General features: G+C 60.2%; 19 protein-coding genes and 1 tRNA gene. 14 read left to right on the top strand and 6 right to left on the bottom strand.

The window, feature by feature from the left end; all coding sequences use genetic code 11:
• Nucleotides 1-26: 26 nt before the first annotated feature.
• Genes dctA through HMPREF9697_RS06925 form a run of 4 tightly spaced genes read left to right on the top strand, consistent with a single transcriptional unit; the run spans nucleotide 27 to nucleotide 6,525 of the window.
• The gene (gene dctA / locus HMPREF9697_RS06940) at nucleotides 27-1,376 is read left to right on the top strand and encodes a C4-dicarboxylate transporter DctA (RefSeq protein WP_051053969.1); all 1,350 of its coding nucleotides are present in this window, start codon (nucleotides 27-29) and stop codon (nucleotides 1,374-1,376) included.
• A gap of 28 nt (nucleotides 1,377-1,404) precedes the next feature.
• A complete protein-coding gene (locus HMPREF9697_RS06935; protein ID WP_002716465.1) occupies nucleotides 1,405-3,342 on the top strand; it encodes a thiamine pyrophosphate-dependent enzyme in 1,938 nt (645 codons plus the stop codon).
• 11 nt (nucleotides 3,343-3,353) lie between these two features.
• Nucleotides 3,354-4,799 (top strand): NAD-dependent succinate-semialdehyde dehydrogenase, encoded by a 1,446-nt coding sequence (locus HMPREF9697_RS06930; protein WP_002716464.1) that lies wholly within the window; start codon nucleotides 3,354-3,356, stop codon nucleotides 4,797-4,799.
• Nucleotides 4,800-4,812: 13 nt separating this feature from the next.
• Nucleotides 4,813-6,525: a dihydroxy-acid dehydratase gene (locus tag HMPREF9697_RS06925; protein ID WP_002716463.1), complete on the top strand. Its 1,713-nt coding sequence runs from the start codon at nucleotides 4,813-4,815 to the stop codon at nucleotides 6,523-6,525.
• A 167-nt stretch (nucleotides 6,526-6,692) separates the two neighbouring features.
• On the opposite strand, the gene HMPREF9697_RS06920 is transcribed toward HMPREF9697_RS06925, so the two are convergent.
• A complete protein-coding gene (locus HMPREF9697_RS06920) occupies nucleotides 6,693-7,271 on the bottom strand; it encodes a thioredoxin family protein (RefSeq protein WP_002716462.1) in 579 nt (192 codons plus the stop codon).
• 9 nt (nucleotides 7,272-7,280) lie between these two features.
• Entirely contained in the window at nucleotides 7,281-8,012 is a 732-nt protein-coding gene (locus HMPREF9697_RS06915; RefSeq protein WP_002716461.1) for a cytochrome c biogenesis CcdA family protein, read from the bottom strand.
• Nucleotides 8,013-8,309: 297 nt separating this feature from the next.
• Between HMPREF9697_RS06915 and HMPREF9697_RS06910 the strand changes: the two genes are divergently transcribed.
• The 6 genes from HMPREF9697_RS06910 (at nucleotide 8,310) to HMPREF9697_RS20105 (ending at nucleotide 13,618) form a co-directional block, all read left to right on the top strand.
• A tRNA-Gln gene (locus tag HMPREF9697_RS06910) sits at nucleotides 8,310-8,384 on the top strand.
• A 304-nt stretch (nucleotides 8,385-8,688) separates the two neighbouring features.
• Nucleotides 8,689-9,645 carry an MBL fold metallo-hydrolase gene (locus HMPREF9697_RS06905; RefSeq protein ID WP_430642233.1) on the top strand — a complete coding sequence of 319 codons (957 nt, stop codon included), beginning with the start codon at nucleotides 8,689-8,691 and terminating at the stop codon, nucleotides 9,643-9,645.
• Nucleotides 9,646-9,840: 195 nt separating this feature from the next.
• Nucleotides 9,841-10,416, top strand: coding sequence for a cysteine dioxygenase family protein (locus HMPREF9697_RS06900; RefSeq protein WP_002716459.1), 576 nt, complete (start codon nucleotides 9,841-9,843; stop codon nucleotides 10,414-10,416).
• 41 nt (nucleotides 10,417-10,457) lie between these two features.
• The gene (gene pcaD, locus HMPREF9697_RS06895) at nucleotides 10,458-11,234 is read left to right on the top strand and encodes a 3-oxoadipate enol-lactonase (protein ID WP_002716458.1); all 777 of its coding nucleotides are present in this window, start codon (nucleotides 10,458-10,460) and stop codon (nucleotides 11,232-11,234) included.
• 203 nt (nucleotides 11,235-11,437) lie between these two features.
• Nucleotides 11,438-11,899 carry a cache domain-containing protein gene (locus HMPREF9697_RS06890; protein WP_002716457.1) on the top strand — a complete coding sequence of 154 codons (462 nt, stop codon included), beginning with the start codon at nucleotides 11,438-11,440 and terminating at the stop codon, nucleotides 11,897-11,899.
• A 36-nt stretch (nucleotides 11,900-11,935) separates the two neighbouring features.
• The gene (locus HMPREF9697_RS20105; protein ID WP_002716456.1) at nucleotides 11,936-13,618 is read left to right on the top strand and encodes a methyl-accepting chemotaxis protein; all 1,683 of its coding nucleotides are present in this window, start codon (nucleotides 11,936-11,938) and stop codon (nucleotides 13,616-13,618) included.
• Between the two features lie 520 nt (nucleotides 13,619-14,138).
• On the opposite strand, the gene HMPREF9697_RS21445 is transcribed toward HMPREF9697_RS20105, so the two are convergent.
• Complete coding sequence (locus HMPREF9697_RS21445; RefSeq protein WP_244597892.1) at nucleotides 14,139-14,702, bottom strand: hypothetical protein; 564 nt, start codon at nucleotides 14,700-14,702, stop codon at nucleotides 14,139-14,141.
• A gap of 284 nt (nucleotides 14,703-14,986) precedes the next feature.
• Nucleotides 14,987-15,130, bottom strand: a complete 144-nt coding sequence (locus HMPREF9697_RS21440) for a hypothetical protein (RefSeq protein ID WP_244600270.1) — start codon at nucleotides 15,128-15,130, stop codon at nucleotides 14,987-14,989.
• Between HMPREF9697_RS21440 and HMPREF9697_RS06880 the strand changes: the two genes are divergently transcribed.
• Nucleotides 15,117-17,528, top strand: a complete 2,412-nt coding sequence (locus HMPREF9697_RS06880; RefSeq protein WP_244600269.1) for a hybrid sensor histidine kinase/response regulator — start codon at nucleotides 15,117-15,119, stop codon at nucleotides 17,526-17,528. The genes HMPREF9697_RS21440 and HMPREF9697_RS06880 overlap by 14 nt on opposite strands.
• The gene (locus HMPREF9697_RS06875; RefSeq protein WP_002716454.1) at nucleotides 17,525-18,175 is read left to right on the top strand and encodes a response regulator transcription factor; all 651 of its coding nucleotides are present in this window, start codon (nucleotides 17,525-17,527) and stop codon (nucleotides 18,173-18,175) included. Before HMPREF9697_RS06880 ends, HMPREF9697_RS06875 begins: the two co-directional genes overlap by 4 nt.
• A 29-nt stretch (nucleotides 18,176-18,204) precedes the next feature.
• Here the strand turns inward: HMPREF9697_RS06875 and pdeM are convergent, their stop codons facing one another.
• Both pdeM and HMPREF9697_RS06865 read right to left on the bottom strand, forming a co-directional pair.
• Nucleotides 18,205-18,900, bottom strand: a complete 696-nt coding sequence (gene pdeM / locus HMPREF9697_RS06870; RefSeq protein WP_002716453.1) for a ligase-associated DNA damage response endonuclease PdeM — start codon at nucleotides 18,898-18,900, stop codon at nucleotides 18,205-18,207.
• Nucleotides 18,897-21,458 carry a ligase-associated DNA damage response DEXH box helicase gene (locus tag HMPREF9697_RS06865; protein WP_040308162.1) on the bottom strand — a complete coding sequence of 854 codons (2,562 nt, stop codon included), beginning with the start codon at nucleotides 21,456-21,458 and terminating at the stop codon, nucleotides 18,897-18,899. The genes pdeM and HMPREF9697_RS06865 overlap by 4 nt, the downstream gene beginning before the upstream one ends.
• A gap of 122 nt (nucleotides 21,459-21,580) precedes the next feature.
• Here HMPREF9697_RS06865 and HMPREF9697_RS06860 point away from each other — a divergent pair, with 122 nt between their 5' ends.
• Together HMPREF9697_RS06860 and HMPREF9697_RS06855 are read left to right on the top strand one after the other, a co-directional pair.
• Nucleotides 21,581-22,621, top strand: coding sequence for a ligase-associated DNA damage response exonuclease (locus HMPREF9697_RS06860; protein WP_040308161.1), 1,041 nt, complete (start codon nucleotides 21,581-21,583; stop codon nucleotides 22,619-22,621).
• The gene (locus HMPREF9697_RS06855; RefSeq protein ID WP_002716450.1) at nucleotides 22,618-24,309 is read left to right on the top strand and encodes a cisplatin damage response ATP-dependent DNA ligase; all 1,692 of its coding nucleotides are present in this window, start codon (nucleotides 22,618-22,620) and stop codon (nucleotides 24,307-24,309) included. Before HMPREF9697_RS06860 ends, HMPREF9697_RS06855 begins: the two co-directional genes overlap by 4 nt.
• Nucleotides 24,310-24,515: the final 206 nt, after the last annotated feature.

Here is a 24,515-nt window from a genome sequence, read left to right as displayed (position 1 = left end):
TGGTTGATAATAAAAATGACGTTGCGATGGCGAAGGCGCTCGCCGCGAAAAAGGCGGGAGAGAAACGTCCTTTCTATCGCAAGCTTTATGTTCAGGTTATCATCGCCGTGCTCGTCGGTGCGGCGATCGGCCATTTTTATCCGCACCTTGGCATTCAGTTGAAGCCGTATGGCGATGTCTTCGTGCGCGCCATCAAGGTCGTCGTTGCGCCAATCATCTTCACCACCATCGTCATCGGCATCGCCAAGATGGGCGACATCCGCAAAGTGGCGAATGTCGGTCTCAAGGCGCTGATCTACTTCGAGATCGCTTCCACGCTCGCGCTGATCATCGGCATGATCGTCGGCAATGTGTGGAAGGTCGGCCAGGGCATCAACGCTGATCCGGCCTCATTCGACATCAACACCGTCGCGTCGTACGCGAAGGTTGCCCAGAACATGACGCTGACCGACTTCTTCGTGTCGATCGTGCCGAAGTCATTCGTCGAACCGTTCGTGCATGGTGACATCCTGCCGGTGCTGTTCATCGCGGTGTTGCTCGGCTTCGCTCTGAGTTTCTCCGGCGAACGCGGCAAGCCGATCATCTCGTTCCTGGATGCCGCGTCGGTGGCGCTGTTCGGCATGGTGCGGATCATCATGTACTATGCGCCGATCGCAGCTCTCTGCGCGATGGCGTTCACTGTCGGCAAGTATGGCCCGAAGACGCTGCTTAACCTCGGCGAGCTCGTTGCCTCGATCTACATCGTCAGCATCCTGTTCGTGGTGGTCGTGCTGGGTGGCTTCCTGCGACTATGCGGGTTCAGCATCGCCCGGGTGATGAACTACTTCAAGGACGAGATTATTTTCGTCTTTGCCGCGACTTCGGCGGAAACGATGATGCCGCGCTGCATGCAGAAGCTGGAAAAGCTCGGCGTGTCGAAGGAAGTGGTCGGTCTGGTCATGCCGGGCGGGTTCTCCTTCAATATGGACGGTACCGCGATCTACATGACCATGGCGGTTCTGTTCCTGGCCCATGCGTTCAACGTCGAACTGACGATCTGGCATCAGCTCGCTGTGCTGTTCGTGATGCTGTTCACCTCGAAGGGTGCGGCGGGTGTGACGGGCGGTGGTTTCGTCGCACTGGCAGCGACGCTGCCGGTCGTCAACGCAGTCCCGGTGGCGGGCATCGCGCTGCTGCTCGGCGTCGACCGTTTCATGGCCGAAATCCGCGCGGCGACCAACCTGACCTCCAACATCATCGCGACGCTGGTTGTTGGTCGCTGGGTCGGTGCCATCGACATGGATGTCGCGAGGGCGGAGCTGGCTGCCGGCTTTGTCGAAACCGATGAAACGCTCGCGTGGAATAATCCCCACGCGGAAATGCAGGCTGCCGAGTAACGTCTGTTGAATTGAGAAGGATAGCGACATGAGCAACGTTGCGGTAGTGACGCCAGAACGCATCACGGAAACGGCGAAGACCGGTGGATCGTCGAAAGAAGCGGCCGTGCACAAGCGCGCCCGTGCGATCGCCAAGGCCGGTTCGTTAAGCGATGCATTGGCTGACGGCACGCTGGAAAAGTCGGCTGAACTGTCGCTGTCCGAAGCCCTTGTTCTGGGGCTTCTGAAGCAGGGCGTCCGGACGTTTTTCGCGATCTTCGGTCATGGTTCGACCGATATCGCGAACGTCCTGGCGATTTACGATGCGGAAGGCGTCACGCGCACCATCAACTGTCGCAACGAGGTTGAAATGGCCCACGCGGCGACGGCGCTGCGCTGGACCTATGGTGAAACGCCTGCCGTCATCACCTCCATCGGTCCGGGCGCGCTGCAGGCGCTGGCCGGATCGCTGGCGGCGGCTTCGAATGGCGTCGGCGTCTATCACATCTATGGTGACGAGACGACCTACGGCGAAGGCTACAACATGCAGCAGGTGCCGAAGCCTGCACAGGGCGTGTTCGGACGCATGACGGCGGATATGGGGGAGTCCTACACCCTGCATACGCCGCAGGCGCTGCGCGAAGCCCTGCGTCGCGGTGCAAACCGCGTGTTCCATCCTTACAAGGCCGGCCCGTTCTATCTGATGCTGCCAATCAACACGCAGCCGGTGCAGACCGAGGTCAATCTTGGATCGCTGCCGGAGCGGCCGGTGCTGCCGGCTGTCGCGCCGGCCGATACGCGCGCATATGACGAAGCCTGCGATCTGATCGAAGGGCATGCCCGCGTCATGATCAAGGCTGGTGGAGGCACGCGCGGACATGATGCCGCGATCCGTCGTCTTGCGGAAGCTGCGGGTGCCGTCGTCGTGACGTCGCCGGGCTCGACGGGCGTGCTAGCGGACAACGATCCGAAGAACATGCATGTCGGCGGCTCGAAGGGTTCGATCTCGGGCAATCACGCGATGCGCCACGCAGACCTCGTGATCGTGATCGGATCGCGCGCGGTGTGTCAGGCGGATTGCTCCGGCATCGGCTACAAATCCGCGCGTCATGTCATCAATATCAACGGCGATATCGCCGACGCGACGCACTACAACCACACCACGGCGTTGATCGGCGACATTTCGGTGATCGCCGACGCGTTGTCCAAGCGTCTCGCAGGCCGGACGTCGGCCAACGAAGCCGCCAAGCAAAGCTGGCTGAAGGCGTGCGCCGCGAAGAAGAAAGAATGGACGGATTACAAGGCCGAGCGTTATGCGGCTGCGCCGATCAATGACGCCGTCTGGCAGCGCCCCGCGCTGGCGCAACCGGCCGCCATCAAGGTGGTGGCTGATTTTGCCAAGCGTATCGGTGCAGCGAAGTATTTCGATGCGGGCAACGTGCAGGCTAACGGCTTCCAGATCGTGGAAGACGATAAGACCGGCGATACCTTCACCGAAAGCGGCGCGTCCTACATGGGCTTTGCGACCAGCGCGCTGCTCGCGGCGGCCGGTACATTGTCTCCGCGCTACGGCATTGCCTTCACGGGTGACGGCTCCTTCATGATGAACCCGCAGATCCTGATCGATGCCGTCGAGCACGGTGTGCACGGCATGGTCGTGATCTTCGACAATCGCAGAATGGCGGCCATCACCAGCCTGCAGTTAGCGCAATACGGCAAGGAGTTCCGGACCAACGATGCGGTGCCGGTGGATTACGTCCAACTCGCCTCGGCTGTCGGTGGCGTGAAGGCGATCCATGGCGGCTGGACGGCGGATGAACTCAAGGCCGCTCTGGAACAGGCTCACGCGCATCAGGGCCTGAGCGTCCTGCATGTGCCGGTCTATGCGGGCGAGGATCCGCTCAGCGAGCTTGGCGCGTGGGGCGAATGGAATGTCGGCAACTGGTGCGAGAACGTTCAGGACCAGTGGCTGCAGCAGGATTTGTAACGGAAGCGAACATGTATCACGAGCGCAATTACGGACTTTACATCGGCGGCCGCTGGACCTGGGGGACGGGTTCCCAGAAGAAGGGTGTGCTCGATCCGGCGACCGGCGAAACCATCGGCCACATTCCCGATGCAACGCCGGAGGATATCGATCAGGCGCTCGCTGCCGCGCAGACGGGTTTTGAAACCTGGCGGAATACTCCGCCATGGGAGCGCGCTGCGAAGCTGCGCAAGGTCTCGGATATCCTGCTTGAGCGGATCGACGAACTCTGCGTCGTGATGGCGACTGAGGCGGGCAAGCCGCTTGCCGAAGCCAAGGGCGAATGGGCGGCCTGTGCCGAGCAGTTCGAATGGTATGGCGAGGAAGCCAAGCGCATTTTCGGCCAAGCCTATCAGGGCCGCGATGCGGCGACCCGCATGGCGGTGATCTATCAGCCAGTCGGCGTGGTCGCGGCGTTCTCGGCGTGGAATTTCCCGGCGCTTCTGCCAGCGCGCAAGATCGCGGCGGCGCTGGCGGCAGGTTGCTCGGTGATCCTGAAGCCCGCGGGCGAAACGCCTGCGAGCGCTGCGGCGATCTTGCGCGCCTGCCACGACGCGGGCATTCCTCCCGGCGTGGTCAACATGGTGACCGGCAATTCGTCACGGATCGCACAGCAGCTGATCGCGTCGCCGATCGTGCGCAAGGTGTCATTGACCGGCTCGACCCCGGTCGGCAAGCAGTTGCTGCATCTGTGTGCCGACGGCGTGAAGAAGGCGACGATGGAGCTTGGCGGCCACGCGCCGGTTCTCGTGTTCGAGGATGCGGATGTCGAGGCGGCGGCCGAGGCCTGCGCGCGCGGCAAGTTCCGCAATTGCGGACAGGTCTGCGCGTCGCCGAGCCGTTTCTACGTTCAGGATGCCGCCTATGATCGCTTTGCGAAGGTGTTCGTCGATGTCGCCAAGCAGCTCAAGATCGGCCGTTTCGATCAGGACGGCGTGACGCTTGGCCCAATGGCGAATGCGCGCGGTCTCGACCACGCCAAGAAGCTTGTCGCGGACGCGATCGAGAAGGGCGCCAAGGTGCTGACCGGCGGCAGGGTGCCTGCCGGCTTCCTGCGCGGCTATTTCTACGAGCCGACCGTGCTCGGTGAGGTGCCGGACGAGGCCCGCATCATGCAGGACGAGCCGTTCTCGCCGATCGCTCCGATTGCGCGTTTCAAGATGCTCGAAGAGGTGGTAGAACGCGCGAATGCAACGCCTTTCGGCCTGACCGGCTATGTCTTTTCACGAAACCTCCGGACGGCGACTCTGGCTGCGGAAGTGCTAGAAGTCGGCATGGTGGGCGTGAACGAAGTGGCCATCGCTTCCGCGGAATCGCCGTTCGGCGGCATCAAGGAAAGCGGCATGGGGCGCGAAGGCGGCAGCATCGGCATCAAGGATTACCTCGAGGCCAAGTTCATCAAGACGCGCCTGATCTAGGATAAAAACACCAATGAGTGACGAGACTGTCCGTGGCCTTGCCAACGGATTGACCAATTACGGCGACAAGGATTTCGCGCTCTATTTGCGCAAGTCCTTCGCCCGGTCGATGGGATATTCCAATGAGATGCTGGCGAGGCCGACGGTCGGCATCGCCTACACGCAGTCCGGCTTCAACAATTGCCACCGGCATTTCCCTGAAATGCTGGACGCCGTTAAACGCGGCGTGATTGCAGCGGGCGGCCTGCCGCTCGAATTCCCCACGGTCTCGCTCGGCGAGGTGTTCCTCAACCCGACCAGTCTGCGCTTCCGCAACCTGATGTCGATGGACACCGAGGAGATGATCCGCGCCCAGCCGATGGACTCCGTCGTGCTGATGGGCGGTTGCGACAAGACTGTGCCTGCACAGTTGATGGGTGCACTTTCGGCGGGACGTCCCGCGATCCAGCTTGTCGGCGGGCCGATGATGACCGGCCGCCACAAGGGCGAACGGCTTGGTGCCTGCACGGACTGCCGCCGCTTCTGGGCGCAATATCGCGCAGGCACGGTTGACGATCACGAGATCAATCAGATTGAAGGCCGTCTTTCGACCACCAGCGGCACCTGCGCGGTGATGGGCACGGCTTCGACCATGGCCTGCATCGCCGAAGCGCTCGGTATGATGATTCCGGGAACGGCCGCGATTCCGGCGGTGCATGCGGATCGTCTGCGCGCGGCGGAAGCCACTGGCATCGCCGCCGTTGGACTGATCGGCAGCGGGCGCACACCCGACAAGATCATCACCGAGAAGTCGGTGGAGAACGCGTTGCGCGTTCTGCTCGCCATCGGCGGTTCGACCAACGCGATCATTCATCTCACCGCTATCGCGGGACGCGCTGGCATCTCGATTTCGCTCGACCGGTTGAACGAACTCTCCGACACGACGCCGGTGCTGGTCAATCTGAAGCCGACCGGCGCCAACTACATGGAAGACTTCTTCGCGGCAGGCGGCGTCGGCGCGGTTCTTCGGGAGATCAAGGACAGCCTTCATCTCGATTGCCTGACCATCACCGGCGAGACTCTCGGAGAGCGTCTGGCAGCCGATGATGGTTGGGTCGATCATGACGTCGTCGCGAGCGCCAGCAATCCGATCGAGCCGGTCGGCGGTCTGGTAGCGTTGTTCGGCAGCCTGGCGCCGAAGGGCGCGATCCTCAAGCGTTCGGCGGCCGACGAAAAGCTGTTCGAGGGTGAGGGCCGGGCGGTCGTTTTCGACTCGCTGGAAGATATGGCGAAGCGGATCGACGACCCGAACCTCGACGTCAATCCTGACGATTATCTCGTGTTGCAGAACGCCGGTCCGTTCTCGGCAAGCTGCATGCCGGAAGCGGGTTACATTCCAATTCCGAAGAAGCTCGCCTCCAAGGGCATCAAGGACATGGTGCGCCTGTCGGATGCCCGTATGAGCGGCACCGCATTCGGCACCGTCATCCTGCACATCACGCCCGACACTGCATCCGGCGGACCGCTGGCGTTCGTCCGCAACGGCGACCGCATCCGGCTGTCGGTAAAGAACCGTGCGATTGATCTTCTTGTCTCTCCTGAAGAACTCGCCAAGCGCAAAGCCGCTGCCGGTCCGTTCAAGCCGCCGGTGCCGGAGCGGGGATACGGAAAACTCTACGCGCAGGAAATCCTCGGCGCGGACGAGGGGTGCGACTTCAAGTTTCTCAAGCCTTCAAAGGATGCCTGAAGACATCCGACCTGTGGGTCGAGAGACCGTTATGGGCCGTCCATCATGCATGGGCGGCCCAATTGTTTTTTGAGATTTCGATCTTTGATATCTGCGCGTGATGCGCTTACCCATCCACGATCTGTCTAACGGCAAGTGCCTGACATATCCGTCGAAACGCCTCGGTCTCAGTCGTTTGCGCTCGCCGCTCGGTCCTTGGACATGCGAATGTGGTAGTTCGGGAAGGACTCGCCGGTCTCGTACTTCTTTTCTCGTACCCAATGGAAAAGGTCGAGGAACGTGCCCTTCTTGAAGGCGCCCGGCATCGTCGCGACGGCAGCATCCCTGACGGTTGTATTCTGCGGCGCGGTCTCGGGAAGAAACACGATCGTCGGCGTGAACATAAAGCCCCATTTGCGGGCGGCAGTTTTCTCGGTGAGCTTGGTGCCATCGAGGTCCGTCACCTCTTCGTCGCCAAACAGATTATATTCCACCACCATGAAATTCTTCTGGACGTAATCGCGGACCTCCGGGTCGGACAGCACCTTCTCGTGCATTTCTTTGCAATAGATGCAGCCGCGCTGTTCGTAGATGATGACCAGACGTTTGCCTTCCGCGGCTGCGGACTTGATGTCCTCGGCGATATCCTTGAACGTCACCGAGAACCACGGCTCGCGATGCAATCCATCCTCGCCGACCTCGCCTGCGTGAGCCGCGTTGAGCGTGAAGAGAGCCAGGCACGCCGCCATCATCGAAGTTCTCAACATTTTCAGCTCCTACCCGAGTGTCTGGAACGCCGGGAACATTTTGATCAGCAGGTTTGAAATCTCGGACATCTTCCCGGTGACGAAGAGGATGCCCGTCAGCACAAGAAGACCGCCGGCGATTTTCTCGACCTTATCAAGATGCATTTTAAAGCGGGAAAACAAGTGCATAAATCGTCCCATGAAGATTGCGGCCAGAATAAAAGGGATGCCGATCCCGAGGGAATACGCCGTCAGAAGTAGTGCTCCGTGCATGGCGGAGCCCGCGCTGCTCGCAATCAGAAGAATGGCTGCCAGGATCGGCCCTACGCATGGCGTCCAGCCGAAGGCGAACGCCAGGCCGACGATATAGGCGCCGAGCAAACCGGCCGGCTTCCGGTCGACGTTCATGCGGAGCTGGCGATAAAGAAATTCGATACGAAACAAGCCGAGGAAATGCAGGCCCATCACGATAATGATGAGGCCGGCAATGACGGACAGTGTGTCGAAATATTGCGCGACGGTCTTCCCGATTAAACTCGCCGTCGCGCCAAATGCGACGAAGACCGTGGTGAATCCGAGAACGAATGCGATAGCGATCGCGGCCAGACGCAACTGGGAGCGTTCGGTCCTCCCATCGCGCAGATCGTCAAAACTGACGCCGGCCATCCAGGCAAAATAGGGGGGCACGATCGGCAAAACGCACGGCGAAATGAATGAGAGCAGGCCCGCCAGCAGCGCACTGCCCAAAGAGATATCCAGCATTTTCCCCCTCACCGTATTTTTGTCGTTGTCAGTATCGGGTGCTTTGCCCGAAAGCCATTGAGCCAATCAAGTTTCAATGTGTTTTACCCAGCCGACTGCAAACCATCATAGCTCGCGCGTGGGGCCGCAAAACGGCTCATTTCTCTGATATTTCAGCACAATTTCGCGCGTAAACCTCGCTTTTGGCGGTTGAAACCACGGCGCGGTGCCTATAGACAACGCGTGGTGCGAAACACGTCAGGTCTATCCTGACAGGCGCGCCGGGCATCCCCGTCTCGGGGGCACCGTCTGATCTGTTGGGGCGTCGCCAAGTGGTAAGGCAGGGGATTTTGATTCCCCCATGCGGAGGTTCGAATCCTCCCGCCCCAGCCAGTCATATAGCTTGACGCGCCTTTTGACGGCGAGCGCCCACCTCGGCGCGAATATGGTTGTCTCCCAAGCGTCGGATTGAGGCATCTCCCTTCCGATTGCGTTCCGACATCTGGATCGAAGTGTGTCCTCGCAGGCGTCAGACGCTTACCCGAATCGCTTGCGCAGCAGGGCTGCTCCGATTGACGGCAAACCTCGCGAGTGCTTGTTTAGAACAAGCTAATATAAAAACAGGGCGAGGAGATAGACGTTCATGAGGCGGAAGCTCGGGGGCAAACTGCTGGTGGTCATCGCGTTTGTGCTGGGGATGAATGGCCCGATTTCGGCGGTGGAGGAAGGCGCCGAATACGCTCCCCTGAACCAGCCCATTCAATTCGAACAGGTCCCTGGCCACGATATTTTCTACACCATCGGCAATACCGGAATTCCTACCAAGGAAAACCAGGGCAACACGTCAAATGCCGGATATGTTCTGACCGGTGGTGGCGTTGTGGCGTTCGATGCGCTGGGCACGCCATCACTCGGCTGGGCGATGCTTCAGGACATCCGAAAGCGGACACATGAGGACGTGCGATATGTCGTGATGAGCCACTACCACGCAGATCATATCTATGGCCTGCAGGCGTTCCGCGACCATACGAAAGCGATCATCGTGGCGCAGGAGCGGTCTTCAGAATACGGTGAGCAGGGGGACAATGCAGACGATCGTGCCGGTTCGAGACTCGATCAGCGCAAGGATGCGCTGGCGCCCTGGGTCAACGACAGGACACGCGTTGTTCCACCAGATGTGACGTTTGACGATCGCATGACCATTGCGCTAGGTGGAAAGCGATTCTCGCTGTTTTATGCGGGTCCGGCGCACTCCAGCAACGACATCATGATGATGGTTGAGCCTGACGGCGTTCTGTTTGCCGGCGACATTGTTCAGAACGGACGCGTTCCGTTCGTGAACAGCGACGACGTCAATACGTCGCAGTGGCTGAAGGCTCTCAACGACGTCCTTGCGCGCGATCCGAAATACATCATCCCGGGGCACGGCAAGCCATCGGCCGCAGCCAAGGAGGCGATCTCGTTCACGCGCGATTATCTGGCCTATGTTCGCGGCGCCATGGAAAAAGCGGTTGCCAACTGGACGGATTTCGACACCGCCTATGCGGCGACGGATTGGTCGAAGTACAAAGACATGCCCGCATTCGAGAGTAACAACCGGGGGAATGCGTACCGAATATTTCTGGAGCTGGAAGGAGCGCAGTTCAAAAAGTAATGGGCATCAGGACGGCATCTTGCCGGATGACAGTCGATTGTTGTTCAATGCAGAAAAGTCCTTGAGAATAATGAAATAGACAATGCGACTGCTTCTCCGCGACATTCAACAATGGATTCTCGGTCGTTCCGACAACCACCCGGCTTGAATGCATGGGGGCCGGATGAGAGATTCAAGACAGTAAGGAAGATCGAAATGGCGAGCATTCAACCTTTGAGGGATTTCATCGCTGACATGACGCGGCTGGCGGGCGAAGGTTTGGACGAGCCAGACATGCTCAAGAAAGCCAGCCCGTTGATGCAGCAGCTCCTCGCGAAGGATGAGTGGTTGCCGTCGCAGTTCGCTGAGCCCAACGAAAAAAGCTATCGGCAATACCTTCTGCATTGCGATCCGCTGGAGCGTTTTTCACTGGTCAGCTTTGTGTGGGGACCGGGCCAGCAGACTCCGATCCACGATCACACGGTCTGGGGTATCATCGGGGTCCTGCGTGGGTCGGAAGTCTCCCAGCGCTACGAGTGGGGAGAGGGGCTGCTTCATGAAACCGGCGGGCTTGAGGTGCTGGAGTCCGGCGCGATCGACATGGTGTCGCCGGCGATCGGTGACATTCACAAGGTGTCCAACGGGTTGAAGTCCAAACCGTCCGTCAGCCTTCATCTCTATGGTGGAAATATTGGCGCGATCAATCGCCACTCGTTCGACGCCAGTGGCGCGACCAATACATTCCGGAGCGGATATTCCTCCGACATCGTGCCCAACGTCTGGGTGTCCTGAGAACTTCCGCACCGTTCGATTTTTCCTGATCCAGGAGCGTTATGCCTATTATTGATGTGGATGGCTGCGCCATCAATGTGCAGGTGGACGGCAGAAAAGATGCGCCATCCCTGATGCTCTCGAACTCAATGGGATGTTCGCTCGAGATGTGGCAGCCGCAAATGGCAGCGCTGACCGAGCGGTTTCGCGTCATCCGATATGATCGACGTGGCCACGGAAAGTCCGCAGCGTCGAACGCGGGCTATTCGGTCGAGCGTTTCGGCAAGGATGCCGTTGCTATTCTGGATCATCTCGGCGTCGATAAGACTCACTGGTGCGGCATTTCTCTGGGTGGCATCGTCGGCCAGTGGATGGCAGTGATGGCGCCGGAGCGTATCGAGCGCCTCGTTCTGTCGAACACGACGTCCTATGTCGCCGATCCGACCAACTGGCTCAATCGTATCAAGGCCGTTCAGGAAAGTGGCCTGGCGTCGATTGCGGATGCGGTGCTCGCGGGCTGGCTGACGGAAGGATTCCGTCAAAGCCATCCCGATATCGTCGCTTCGCTGCGTCAGATGCTGATATCGACCGACCCCACTACCTATGCAGGCTGTTGCGAGACACTGAGCAGGCTCGATCAGCGGGAATTGCTTCCGCAGATCGCGTGCCAGACGTTGATTATCGCTGGCGAACATGACAAGTCGACGCCCATTCCAGCTGCCGAATTGTTGAAGTCGAAAATTCCAAACGCAAGACTGGAAATCATCGAAGCCGCGCACATTTCAAATGTCGAGGCAGCCGCGAAGTTCACGCAGCTTGTGTCGTCTTTTCTCGGATGATGTGAGCCGCGCTGCTTTATGAAGGCAGACATGTCCGAAACATCATGGCGAGTCCTGATGTGGCATCCCCATATTGTATGAGCACTTTCGGACCTAAGGTATGGGGGTCGAGAGGTATGTTATTAAGCTGCGTTTAACGGCGCTCCAAGAGTTTATCGGTGCGGATGGTCGAGAGGGCCACCGCCTCGAATGGAGAGCCGAATATGAATTGCTCGAAATTTTTTTTCGTACTTGCTGCAGCCGCATGTTTGCAGATCGGTGCCGCATCTGCTGCCGACAAGGGAAATGCGGAAGATGCGGTCAAGCTGATGAACAAGGCCGAAAAACATTACAAAGAGGCTGGTAAGGAAAAGGCGCTGGCCGATTTCACAAACGACAAGACCAATTTCGTAGACCGCGACCTTTACCTGTTCTGTTTCAACAAGACCGACGGCCACTGGACGGCTCACGGCAACAACCCGGCTCTGATCGGGCGTGACCTGCTGCAGATCAAGGACGCGAACGGAAAGCTTTTCGGCGGGGAAATGAAGCAGGTCGTTGCCGACAAGAAGGAAGGGTGGGTTGATTACATGTGGATGAATCCCACCACCAAGAAGATTGACGCCAAAACTTCGTTCGTTCGCGGCATCGGCGATCAGATCTGCGGCGTCGGAATTTACAAGTAATATTTTCAAAAAATGAATATGAAGCCGAGGCGAAAGATGAAAGCCTGGATTGCAAACGCATCTCTTGCGAAGAAATTATCGATTGCGCCTTTTTTTGCTGTGCTTGGGCTCTCGTCTCTCGCCTTCGGCTCCTATTTGATCCTGCAAAGCCTGCGATCGGATGTCGAGTATCTCAATCAGGTAGCGTTTGCACGTGCGCAACAGGTCTCCAAGCTCCGCTCCGATATCAGCCGCGCTCAAACCAAACTATACGATATCGCGGCGTACTCGGCGAACTCACAAAATGCGGGCACGATCGACAAGCGGCGAAACGAGCTTGCGCGTTTCATTCAAGATGTGCGCAAGCAACGCGATGTGCTGGCCCAAACGGACTCTCAGGCGGCGCATCGTCTCGATACCGGCATCAAGACATGGGATGAACAGGCGACGGGCGCAGCCGAGATGATGGCCTCCGACGCCGCGCTCGGGTTGACTTTCATGGCGCCGGCCGAAGATGCGTTTTCTGCCCTCGACCGTGCGATCGAACAACTCGGTGCTGAGTCTGACGCCGCGCGCAGCGAGACCTTCGATGGTTTCATCTCGAAAATTTCCTCTGCGGGAAGGGGGTCTGTGATCCTGATCCTGTTTTTCGCCGTGGCTCTCACCGCGGTGACGCTCAAGCTGACTGCGGCGATCAAGAAGCCGATATCCCGCCTGACGGATATGATGTCGAGACTGGCTTCCGGAGATCTTTCCACCGACGTCGAAGGCGCCGAACGCGGCGACGAAATCGGGGCGATGGCGCGCGCGGTTCTTGTGTTCAAGGAAAGCGCGGTTCGCAACGAAGGACTGGAGAAGGAGAAGCGTGCATCGCTCGAACGCCAGCGTCAGCGCGGTGCAGCGCTCGAAAGCGCGGTCACGTGTTTCGATACCGAGGTCCGAGCGCTGATCCAGACGCTCGTTCTATCTGCGAATGAATTGAGCGCGGCGGCCGATAGCATGTCGCTCTCGTCTACAAGCGCCAATGAGCAGGCTCTCTCGGCGTCTCATAGCGTGATGGAATCCAGCCAACAGATGCAGACGATGGCAAGCTCGGCCGAACAACTCTCGAGCACCATCCATGAGATATCGAGACAGATGCAGGTTTCGTCCAACATGACGTCGAGTGCTGCCGAAAGCGCGCGGATCGCCAATCGCACGATTGACGGTCTGGCGCAGGATGCGACGCGGATCAACGAGGTGGTGATGTTGATCCATCAGATCGCGCGCAAGACGAATCTGCTCGCGCTCAATGCGACGATCGAAGCGGGGCGGGCTGGTGCGCAAGGCAAGGGGTTTGCTATCGTCGCCTCCGAGGTGAAAGAACTGGCGAACAAGACGGCCGAAGCGACAGAGACCATTGGCAGTCAGGTGACCGCCATTCAGGATGCCACCAACAGCGCGGTGCAAGCCATTCGTGAAATCGGCTCGACTATCGACAACGTCGATCTCGCGGCGGCCACCATGGCGAGCGCGGTCGAAGAGCAGCAGGCCGCGACGCGAACGATTTCGGACAGTGTTGCATTGGCTGCGAAAGGCGCCGACCATATCACTGCGCGCATCATGGAGTTGACGGATACTTCCGGTGAAGTCGGCAAGGCATCATCTGTGGTCTCCGGTTTTGCCAAGGATTTGCTGGGTAAGGCAGAGTCCTTGCGGCTTCAGGTCGACCAGTTTCTCTCCGTCGTTCGTGCCGCCTGATTGCGTCACCTTTCCAAGCTTCCCGCGGGCATGGCCCTACCAAAGTAGGTGGGTCCGTTGGACGGAATGTAGGTGACGCCTTGTAGGACCCCGCCGTGTATATCGGGCCGGGATGCGCCGGCAACAGGCGCACCGGATGGGGAGAAATCACCGTGATACATCAGCCGCTTTGCCCGCTCGTCGGGTCGATATGCGTACCATTTTCCGTTGCCGGGGAGCCGTACCCTCATTGGAATGCTGCCCGGACCGGAAGGCCGGAATAGAGCCGTCGCCTTGTCGCACCGCACTCAAAGTGCGGGCGTTCTCATAGTTGGGCTTGCATGCGGGAATTCAGCCTGATGGAATCCTTCCGGGGATGGGCTGAGGGTGGGGGATCTTGGAATCCTGGTGGATACTGACAGCATCCGCGATTTATATCGGCTCGCTTTTCGTCATCGCCTGGTGGGCTGACAGGAAGGCGGCGGACGGGTCATTTCCTGCGATCAGCTCCCGCTTCGCGGCGGCGGCATACGTTCTGACGTTAGCGATCTACAACACGTCGTGGAGTTTTTACGGATCGGTCGGCCGCGCCACCCTGAACGGGTTTGAATTCATCTCTATCTATGTCGGGCCGACTTTGGTGCTCGTCTTCGGCCGAAAGATTCTGACCCGAGTCATCGAGATCGCCAAGGCCGAAAACGTCACCTCGATCGCGGACTTCATCGCGGCGCGGTACGGCAAAAGTCAGCTTCTCGCCGCCTTCGTGACCATCGCGGCAACGCTCGGTGTGCTGCCCTATATTGCTTTGCAATTGAAGGCTGTGGGCACGAGCTTCGATGTGCTCGTGGATATTCCTGAACGCGCCGCGTACCAGGCCAAGGGATTTCTGCAGGATTCGGCGTTCGGGGTGGCGGCCTCCATGGCGCTGTTCTCGATCGTTTTCGGCGTCCGCCATATTCATTCGAGCGAGCATCATCGCGGGTTGATGCTTGCCGTTGCTTTCGAGAGCCTCGTCAAGCTCGCGGTGTTTCTTGTCATCGCGATTTTCGTCGTCTTCGAATTCTTCGGCGGCGTGGGCGGCCTGATCACCGAATTTTCGTCTCATCCGGAATTGCATACGTTGTTGCGGTTCGATCCGCTGCAGCCGGCGTGGATCAGCAACGTCATACTGTCCTTCATTGCCTTCCTATGTCTGCCCCAAGCCTTTCATGTCTCGGTCGTCGAGAACCATTCGCCGCGGCACGTTAAAACGGCGGGCTGGCTTTATCCGCTTTATCTCGCGATCTTCAGCATCTCGGTTCTTCCTGTCGCCGCAGCCGGTTTGCTGAGATTTGGAAAAAGCGTCGATCCGGATCTGTTCGTGATTACGTTGCCGGTCGATTCCGGAAATCAGGTGCTCAGTCTCATCGCCTTCATCGGCGGACTGTCTGCTGCGACGGGCATGGTCATCGTCACCTCGGTCGCTCTCAGCACCATGGTTTGCAACGATGTGGTGATGCCGCTTTTGTTCAGGACCGGAATGCCGGGCTTCATCCGCGATCTTCCGGTGTCCTCGATACTGTTGACAGTCCGGCGCACGGCTGTCGTCGTGATCCTCGGACTGGCGTATCTCATGTATCGAACCGTGGATAAGGCTTATCCGTTGAGCCTTATCGGGCTGTTGTCGTTTGTTGCCGTGGCGCAATTCGGGCCTGCCTTTATCGGCGGTCTGTTCTGGCAACGCGCAAAAAAGCTGAGTGCCGCAGCCGGCATCACCGTGGGATTATGTATCTGGGCCTACACGCTGCTGCTGCCGTCTGCAGGGTCGATGTGGCCCGGTATTTTGCTAATCGCGCAAGAGGGGCCGTTCGGAATTTCATGGTTGCGGCCGCATGCGTTGTTCGGAATTGATGGGCTTGACCCGATATCCCATGCCGCGCTCTGGAGCCTGAGCGCCAACGTATTGGTCTTCGTCGCGCTCTCGTATCTCGGCTCGCAATCCACGCTCGAACGCAATCAGGCCGTTTTGTTTTCAACGGGCGCGATACGCGGGCTGCATCCGCGCAACGCGCGCTCTGTAGTGCTGCGTCTTGAAGATCTCAAATCGCTGGCCATGCGGTTTGTCGGCCCGGAACGGGGATCTGCGGCATTCGACGGATATCTAGCGGCACGCAAATCGGGCGGGGATGTCCGGCTCGATGCCGGAGGGTTCGTTGATGTCGATTCAATCCGTTTTACCGAGAACCTGTTGGCCGGTGCGATCGGAGCGGCTTCGGCGCGAGTTGTGGTCGCGGCCTATCTCGAAGGTCATTCGCTCTCCCGCCGCGCGGCCATGGCGATGCTCGACGAGGCCTCGGAAGCGCTGCGGTTTAACCGCCGTGTGCTGCAAGGCGCGCTGGAGAGCGTCCCTCAAGGCATCTGCGTGTTCGACGAGGATTTGAACGTTTCGGCATGGAACGGCCGCTTTCTGGAACTGCTGGACCTTCCCAGAGACATCATTCGCGTCGGAGGAACGCTCTCCGAACTGATCGCCTTCAATATGGAGCGCGGCGAGTACGGACCGGGGGATCTGAGGGCGCTTCTTGTCAACCGCGACCTCAATCATCAGCGCTGGCCTTACGTGTACGAACGGGCCCGACATGACGGGACGGTGCTTGAGATCGTGTACGACCGCATTCCAGACGGCGGATACGTCTCGACTTATACGGATGTCACTGAGCGGCACCGGTCCGCTACTGCGCTTCGTTTGGCGAACGAGGGGCTTATGGAGCGGACTGAAGATCTGGCTCGGGCTAAAGCCGAGGCTGATCGTGCAAATCAGGGAAAAAGCCAGTTTCTCGCCGCAGTCAGTCACGATCTGCTTCAGCCCTTGAACGCAGCGCGTCTGTTTCTGGCAGCCTTGGACGAGGAGTTGCGTATCGACGCACTTCCGGATCGCAATCAAAAGAACAAGCGCGATCTGCTCCAGAACGCCGTCAAGGCGTTGCACTCGACCGGGCATCTTCTCGATACGCTTCTCGATATGTCGGCGTATGATTCCGGGACTGTCCGCGCCCAGCCGGTCGACTTCGCGATCAACGATCTATTGTCTGATCTGTCGATGGAGGCTGCGCCGCTCGCCGCGCAGAAAGAGATCAAGCTTAAGGTCGTGTCGTGTTCTGCCACGGTAACAAGCGATCCGCATCTGCTGCGTCGTGTGATCCAGAACCTTCTTTCCAATGCGATCCGCTACACGACAACGGGCAGGGTGCTGTTGGGCTGCAGGCGGAAGGGAAACACGCTCCGCGTCGAGGTATGGGACACGGGTCCGGGCATCTCGGAAGAAAATCGGGGCAGGATTTTTCAGGAATTCCTGCGTCTTGAATCGGGAGCGCAAAGTGAGAAAGGTGCGGGGTTGGGACTGGCGATCGTGCAACGAGTTTGCCGTTTGCTTGGACACGACATCGATGTGCGTTCCTGGGTGGGCCGAGGCTCCTGTTTCGCGGTGGACGTGCCTGTTGCAAACGGCCCCGCACCACAACGTGAGAAGGAAGAACAGGCGCGTCTTGTAGCCGGAGATTCCCTGATCGTTCTTTGCCTGGAGAATGAGCACGATGTTTTGCGGAGCCTTTCGGCTCTGCTCAAAAGCTGGGGGCATGAAGTGCTCGAAGCTAACGAGATTGAAGCCGCGTTATTGCTGACCCGGAAACACAAGCCCGACGTCGCGCTCGTGGATTATCACCTTGATGGTCATCGCACGGGGCTTGAATTCATTCGCAAGTTGCAAAACGAAACGCTGAACGTGCCGACGCTCGTCGTCACCGGTAACCGCAGCCCCGAAACCCACGAGGCTGTTCGCGGGCTCGGCTGCGAACTCCTGCTCAAACCTGTGAAGCCGGCATCGTTGCGACGTTTCCTGTCCAGCGTGCGGCTTCACAAGCAGAACGACGGGATGGAAGAAGGGCTGATATGACGACACGCATTATCATCGGGGACGACCATCCGCTTGTTCGGGCGGGATTGCGCACCGCTCTCGGAAGCGTCATCGAGAATATCGAGGTGCTGGAGTGTCACTCGCTCGACGAGGTGCTGCAAACACTGACGCTGCATGCGGGCGAAATCGACCTCGTGCTATGGGATCTGAACATGCCAGGTGTGCGAGGCTTCGCCGGCCTGTTCATGCTGCTGGCGCAACATCCGACGCTGCCGGTCGCCATCATTTCAGCCAAGCAGGATCCGACGACGATCCGCCGAGCGGTCGCATATGGCGCGTCGGGCTATATCCCGAAATCACTGAGCTTACCGACGATGGCGGAAGCCGTATCCCGCATATTGGGTGGCGAAATATGGATTCCTCCGAACATCGGTGGGCGTGGCGCGATTGCGGAGGGCGATCTCGATCTTGCAAATCGATTCGCGCGGTTATCCGGCCAGCAAATGCGCATCCTGTCGATGATCGTTCAGGGACGTTTGAACAAGGAAATTGCCGGCGAACTGAATATCGCGGAGCAGACCGTCAAGGGGCACGTCTCCACGATTTTCAGGAAGCTGGGCGTCGGTTCCCGGACGCAGGCTGCAGTTCTCGCGGAACGGCTTGCGATTGTTGGAGAGGAGCAATAGGCGCAAACGGGATTGATCTCGCGCGTCGCTCAATAACACCGAGCAGCGGTGATGCGATGAACCTGACGGTCGCCGAGAAGGTGAGCGATGAAGCCGGAGGTCTGGAAGATGGCCCGGAACGCTTCATCGCGGATGCTGAGGCCCCCGGTATAGGCGCCGAATGACGGCATCACTGCGCGCTCGCCGTCGCTGGCGAAACAGCGCCGTTCGATCGAGCGGCCGCGGCGGCTGACGCGGGCCTTGGGATGTAGATGGCCGGCGATTTCACCATACGCGCCGGTCGGCTCATGACGGAAGGTCAGCGGTCCCATTTGGACTTCATCGGCGACCGTGCCGCCGATATCGCGGGGCAGTGCCGGATCATGATTGCCGGCGATCCAGATCCAGTCGCGCCGCGCCTGCAATTGCGTCAGCGTTGCGCGGTCGGACGCATCGAGCCGATGATGTGCGTCGCGATCGTGGAAGCTGTCACCGAGCGCGATCACCGTGCGTGGATCGTGCCGCGCGATTACCGCCTGCAGTTTCGCCAGTGTTGCAGCGGTGTCGTAAGGTGGTAGCAGCACGCGACGGGTGGCGAAGCTTGAGCCTTTTTCCAGATGTAGGTCGGAGACGACGAGCAGGCGCTCGTCGACCCAGAACAGCGCACCAGAAAGATCAGCAATCATGTCGATGCCGGCGACGCGCACGACATGCAGTGCAGCCGAGGTAGCTGAAGCAATCGTCATGAGTCCCGCGCCATTGCTTCTTTCACGAGTTCCTCGGCGGCTTCCGCCAGCAGTTCGTCGGAGGCTTCGCCATAGACCGCCTCGCGCCCGATTTCCAGCATCACCGGCACTGCGAGTGGGGAAATCCGGTCGAGTTCCCGATGGGTGATTCGTCGCTTGATCCGCGCCAGCATATCGCTGAGGCGACGGATGTCCAAAAGGCCAGTGGCGGCGTCGGCGCGGGCAGCGCGCAGCAGTACATGGTCAGGCTGGTGCTTGCGCAGCACGTCATAGACGAGGTCGGTCGAGAACAGCACTTGCCGCCGCGATTTTTCCTCGCCGGCGAAACGGCGCGGGATCAGCCCCGAGATCACCGCGCAGGTGCGGAAGGTGCGCTTCATCAGCGCGGATTCGGCGAGCCAGGCCTCAAGATCGTCGCCGAGCATGTCAGGATCAAACAGTGCATCGAGATCGAGCTGGCCGTTGCGGATCATCGCCGAGGCATCGCCCAGCATCCAGACCGCCAGCGCGTATTCGTTGGCGACAAATCCCAAAGGTCGCACCCGGGCACGCTCCAGCCGCCGCGTCAGCAGCATGCCGAGGGTTTGGTGCGCGAGGCGTCCCTCGAATGGATAGCAGACGAGATAATGCTTGTCGGCGCGCGGGAAGGTTTCAACCACCAGTTCGCGCGGCCCCGGCACTTGCGAGAACGCCGCCTGCAGCGACAGCCAGTCGCGCACCTGCTCGGGCAATGCCGCCCATGCCTTGCGGTCCGCGAGCAGCAGGCGCACGCGCTCGGCGAGATAGGTCGAGAGCGGAAACTTGCCGCCCATGTAGGACGGCACCTTGGCGTCGGCGTCGTTGGCGCGTGAGACATAGACCTGATCTTCCACCAGTGCCTCGTAGCGCACGATCTCGCCGCCGAATACGAAGGTATCGCCACTCACCAGGCCCTCGATGAAATACTCCTCGATCTCACCTAACAGCCGTCCGCCGCGCGCGATCGGTCCGGTCACGCCGCTACCACCACGTCGCGCGCGGACGAGACGCACCTTCAGCATCGGCTCCTCGACAATGGTGCCGACATTGAGACGGTAGCTCTGCCGCACTTTCGGATTGGCGACACGCCAGCGTCCCGATTTATCCTGCTTGATGCGCGCGAAGCGCTCGTAGCTTTTCAGCGCATAGCCGCCGGTGGCGACGAAATCGATCACGTCGTCGAAGTCGGCGCGCGCCAATTCCGCATAGGGCGCGGCGCTGCGCACTTCGTCATAGAGTTCGTCCGCAAGGAATGGTTCGCCGCAAGCGCGGCCGAGCACATGCTGCGCCAGCACGTCAAGCGCGCCGGAGCGCAGCGGCGGGGTGTCCTGCGCGTTCTCCGCTACAGCGTCGATGGCGGCTCGGCACTCCAGAACTTCGAACCGATTGGCAGGCACCATCACCGCACGCGAAGGTTCATCGAGGCGATGGTTGGCGCGGCCGATCCGTTGCATCAGGCGCGAAGCACCTTTCGGCGCGCCGACATTGATGACGAGATCGATGTCACCCCAGTCGATGCCGAGATCGAGTGAGGAGGTGCAGACCACGCCGCGCAGTTTGCCGGCCGCCATCGCATCCTCGACCTTGCGGCGCTGCGCGACGTCGAGCGAGCCATGATGCAAAGCGATGGAGAGGTTGTCGTCGTTGATGCGCCACAGATCCTGAAACAGCATCTCTGCCTGCGAGCGGGTGTTGACGAACATCAGCGTGGTCTTGTTCGCCTTCACCAGATCGTAGATTTCATGTAGCGCATGGCGTGCCGAATGCCCGGCCCAGGGCAGGCGCTCGCGTGTGTCGAGCATTTCGACGACCGGTGCGGCCCCTGCATCAGCAATCACCAGATCGGCTGCACGCGTCTCACCTTGTTTTTGCGGCACCAGAAAGCGGCACAGCGACTCGGGCTCGGCCACCGTGGCGGACAGGCCGATGGCGGTTACCTGCGGTGCAAGCGTCCACAGCCGTGCGAGGCCGAGTGCGAGCAGGTCGCCGCGCTTCGAGGTAACCAGTGCATGCAGTTCGTCGAGCACGATGCGCTTGAGCGACGAAAACATATAGGGCGCATCATCGGACGACAGCAGCAGCGCAAGCTGCTCCGGCGTCGTCAGCATGATGTCCGGCGGATAGCGCCGTTGCCGCTGACGGCGGGAGGCGGGTGTGTCGCCGGTGCGGGTCTCGACCCGGATCGGCAGCTTCATGTCGGCGATCGGGCGTTCGAGGTTACGTGCGATATCGACCGCGAGCGCCTTCAGTGGCGAAATGTAAAGTGTGTGGAGGCCTTCGCCCTGCCGGACGTCACGCCCGGTGGAAATGAGTCTGGAGCGGGAGGGTTTGGGCGATCCCAATTCCACCAGTGTCGGCAGGAATCCCGCCAGTGTCTTGCCCGCGCCTGTCGGCGCAATCAGCAAAGTCGAGCGGCCTTCGAACGCCTTTTCCAATAGTGCGAGCTGATGCACGCGCGGCGCCCAGCCGCGCGCGGCAAACCAGCGCAAAAACGCATCCGGCAACAGAGGATGGAGGGATGAGGGTTCGATCAGAGCCACGCCGATAAAGTAGGCTGCCGCACCTCTCAGGTCGAGGGGATGGCGCAAGTTCCGCCGCCAATTCCCGTCCGCCCAGCAGGAGAGCTACTCCCAACCCCGTCCGCGCCTCCTATATGATCGGCATGCGCCCCCAGGATATCCTGTTGCCCACCGCCGCCGGGCTTTGCTGCAAGCCGGGCGGCTTTCATATCGATCCTGTCCGGCCGGTGGAGCGGGCGCTCATCACCCACGGCCATTCGGATCATGCCCGGCCGGGTCATGGTGCGGTGCTGGCGACGCAGGAAACCCTCGACATCATGCGGCTGCGCTACGGCGATAATTTCGCTGGCTCGACGCAGGTGATTTCCTATGGCGAGCCTCTCAAGCTCGGCAAGATCGAGGTCAGCTTCCATCCCGCAGGCCATGTACTCGGCTCGGCACAGATCGCGGTGGATCATGGCGGCCTGCGTATCGTCGCCTCCGGGGACTATAAGGATGCTCCGGACCCGACCTGCACGCCGTTCGAGATCGTGTCGTGCGATGTGTTCATCACCGAGGCGACATTTGGATTGCCGATCTTCCGGCATGGCGATGCGGACGGCGAAATCCGCAAGCTGCTCGATTCCGTTTCGCTGTTTCCCGAGCGCGCGCATCTGGTGGGGGCCTATTCGCTCGGCAAGGCGCAACGCGTGATGGCGCTGTTGCGCAAAGCCGGTTACGGCGCACCAATTTATTTGCACGGCGCGATGGAAAGTATCACGCGCTATTATCAGAGCCGCGGCATCGATCTTGGCGAATTGCGGCTTGCCCGTGATGCCAGGAAGGCCGATCTGGCGGGTACCATCACGCTGGCGCCGCCATCCGCCATCACCGATATCTGGACGCGACGCTTTCCCGATCCGGTGGCCGCCTTCGCCTCGGGCTGGATGCGCACGCGTGCCCGCGCGCGCCAGAAGGGCATAGAACTGCCGCTCGTTATTTCAGATCATGCTGACTGGAATGGTCTCACCGCGACCATCGCCGCGACCGGTGCGGGCGAAGTCTGGGTAACGCACGGGCAGGAAGATGCGCTGGTGCATTGGTGCGAAACCAAGGGGCTGAAAGCACGGCCGCTCGATCTCGTCGGCTATGGCGAGGAAGATGAAGGGGCGAGCGTGGTTGCGGAAGAGGGCGGCGCCGCATGAACCGTTTCGCCCATTTGCTTGATCGTCTTGCTTATGAGCCAGGCCGCAACAACAAGCTGCGGCTGATGACAGCTTACTTCCGTGAGGTCGAAGACCCCGATCGCGGCTATGCGCTCGCCGCGCTGACCGGTGCGCTGTCGTTTCGTCATGCCAAGCCGGGATTGATCCGCGATCTGATTGCGGAACGCACCGATCCCACCTTGTTTGCGCTCTCCTACGATTATGTCGGCGACCTCTCCGAGACCGTCGCGCTGATGTGGCCGACACCGGAACGCGGCGTGCCCGGCCACAATCAGCCGTCCCCCACATTGAGCGAGGTCGTCACCACCTTCCATACACTCGGCAAGACCGAGTTGCCTGCGCAACTCGTGCGATGGCTCGACCAGCTCGACGAGACCGGGCGCTGGGCCCTGCTCAAGCTTGTCACGGGAAGCCTTCGCATCGGCGTTTCCTCGCGGCTGGCCAAGACCGCCGCCGCCGCGCTCGGCGGCAAGGACCCGCATGAGATCGAACTGATCTGGCCGGGCCTTGCACCGCCTTATCTCGATCTGTTCGCCTGGCTGGAAGGCCACGCCGACAAGCCGGTCAACCGCGACCCGGCGCCGTTCCGTCCGGTGATGCTGGCGCATGCGGTGGAGGATGCCGATTTCGATGCTCTTGATCCCGCGGACTTCATCGCCGAATGGAAGTGGGACGGCATCCGCGTGCAGGCGGTGAGCGGCCGCAATGAAAATGGCGAGATCGTTGCGCGGCTTTATTCACGCAGCGGCGAGGACATCACTCGGAGTTTTCCGGATCTGGTGCCGTCGCTCCGGTTGCCCGGCGCCATCGACGGCGAGTTGCTGGTGCTGCGTGAGGGGCGCGTGCAAAGCTTCAACGTGTTGCAGCAGCGGCTCAACCGTAAAAGCGTGACGCCGAAACTGATGAAGGATTATCCGATCCATCTGCGCGCCTACGATCTTCTGGCAGACGATGAAAACGACCTCCGCGAATTGCCGTTCGCCGAGCGGCGCGAACATCTGGAATCGTTCATCGCGCGGCTGGATGATCCGGGCATCGATCTGTCACCGCGTGTGCCTTTTTCGACATGGCCCGAACTGACGGCCGCGCGCGCCGATCCTGCGAGCGCCGGTGCGGGCGATGATGCCGACGCTGTGGAGGGTGTCATGCTGAAGCGTCGCGATGCGCCGTATCTGCCGGGCCGTCCCAAAGGCCAGTGGTGGAAATGGAAGCGCGATCCGCATGTCATCGACGCCGTGCTGATGTATGCCCAGCGCGGTCACGGCAAGCGCTCGTCTTATTATTCGGATTACACCTTTGGTGTCTGGACGGACGGGGAGGAGGGCGATCAGCTTGTGCCGGTCGGCAAGGCCTATTTCGGTTTCACCGACGAGGAACTACTCCAGATCGACCGTTTCGTCCGCCGCAACACCACGGAAAAATTCGGCCCCGTGCGTCACGTCGTGCATGAGCCGGACAAGGGGCTCGTGCTGGAGGTTGCGTTCGAAGGGCTGGCGCGTTCGCCGCGCCACAAGTCTGGCGTCGCGATGCGCTTTCCGCGCATCAACCGCCTGCGCTGGGACAAGCCGCCGGGCGAAGCAGACCGGCTGGAGACACTGGAGCGGCTTCTGAAGACAGACGTTTCTTCTGGGCCTGCCGAGCATGCGGCCAAACGGCACGTCGGTTGAGCAAGCGCGCGTCTAAACATTCTTCAGGTAAGAGGCGGCCAGCTTGAGTTCGTCGAGAACGCGCATTGCGCCGCCATTGCGCCCATCGCGACCACCAGAGCGGAGCGATCCGGCAAGTTTCCAGGGCCTGAATATATTTGATTTTGTTGAAGAAAAACGGCTCCTCAGACTCCGGTTGACTTACCCTGCCTCGATAGGACTATACT

Origin of the sequence: Afipia felis ATCC 53690, from assembly GCF_000314735.2 — a bacterium.
Taxonomy (GTDB): domain Bacteria; phylum Pseudomonadota; class Alphaproteobacteria; order Rhizobiales; family Xanthobacteraceae; genus Afipia; species Afipia felis.
Note: the sequence above shows the minus strand (reverse complement) of the source record. Positions and strands in the feature narration are given on the sequence as shown.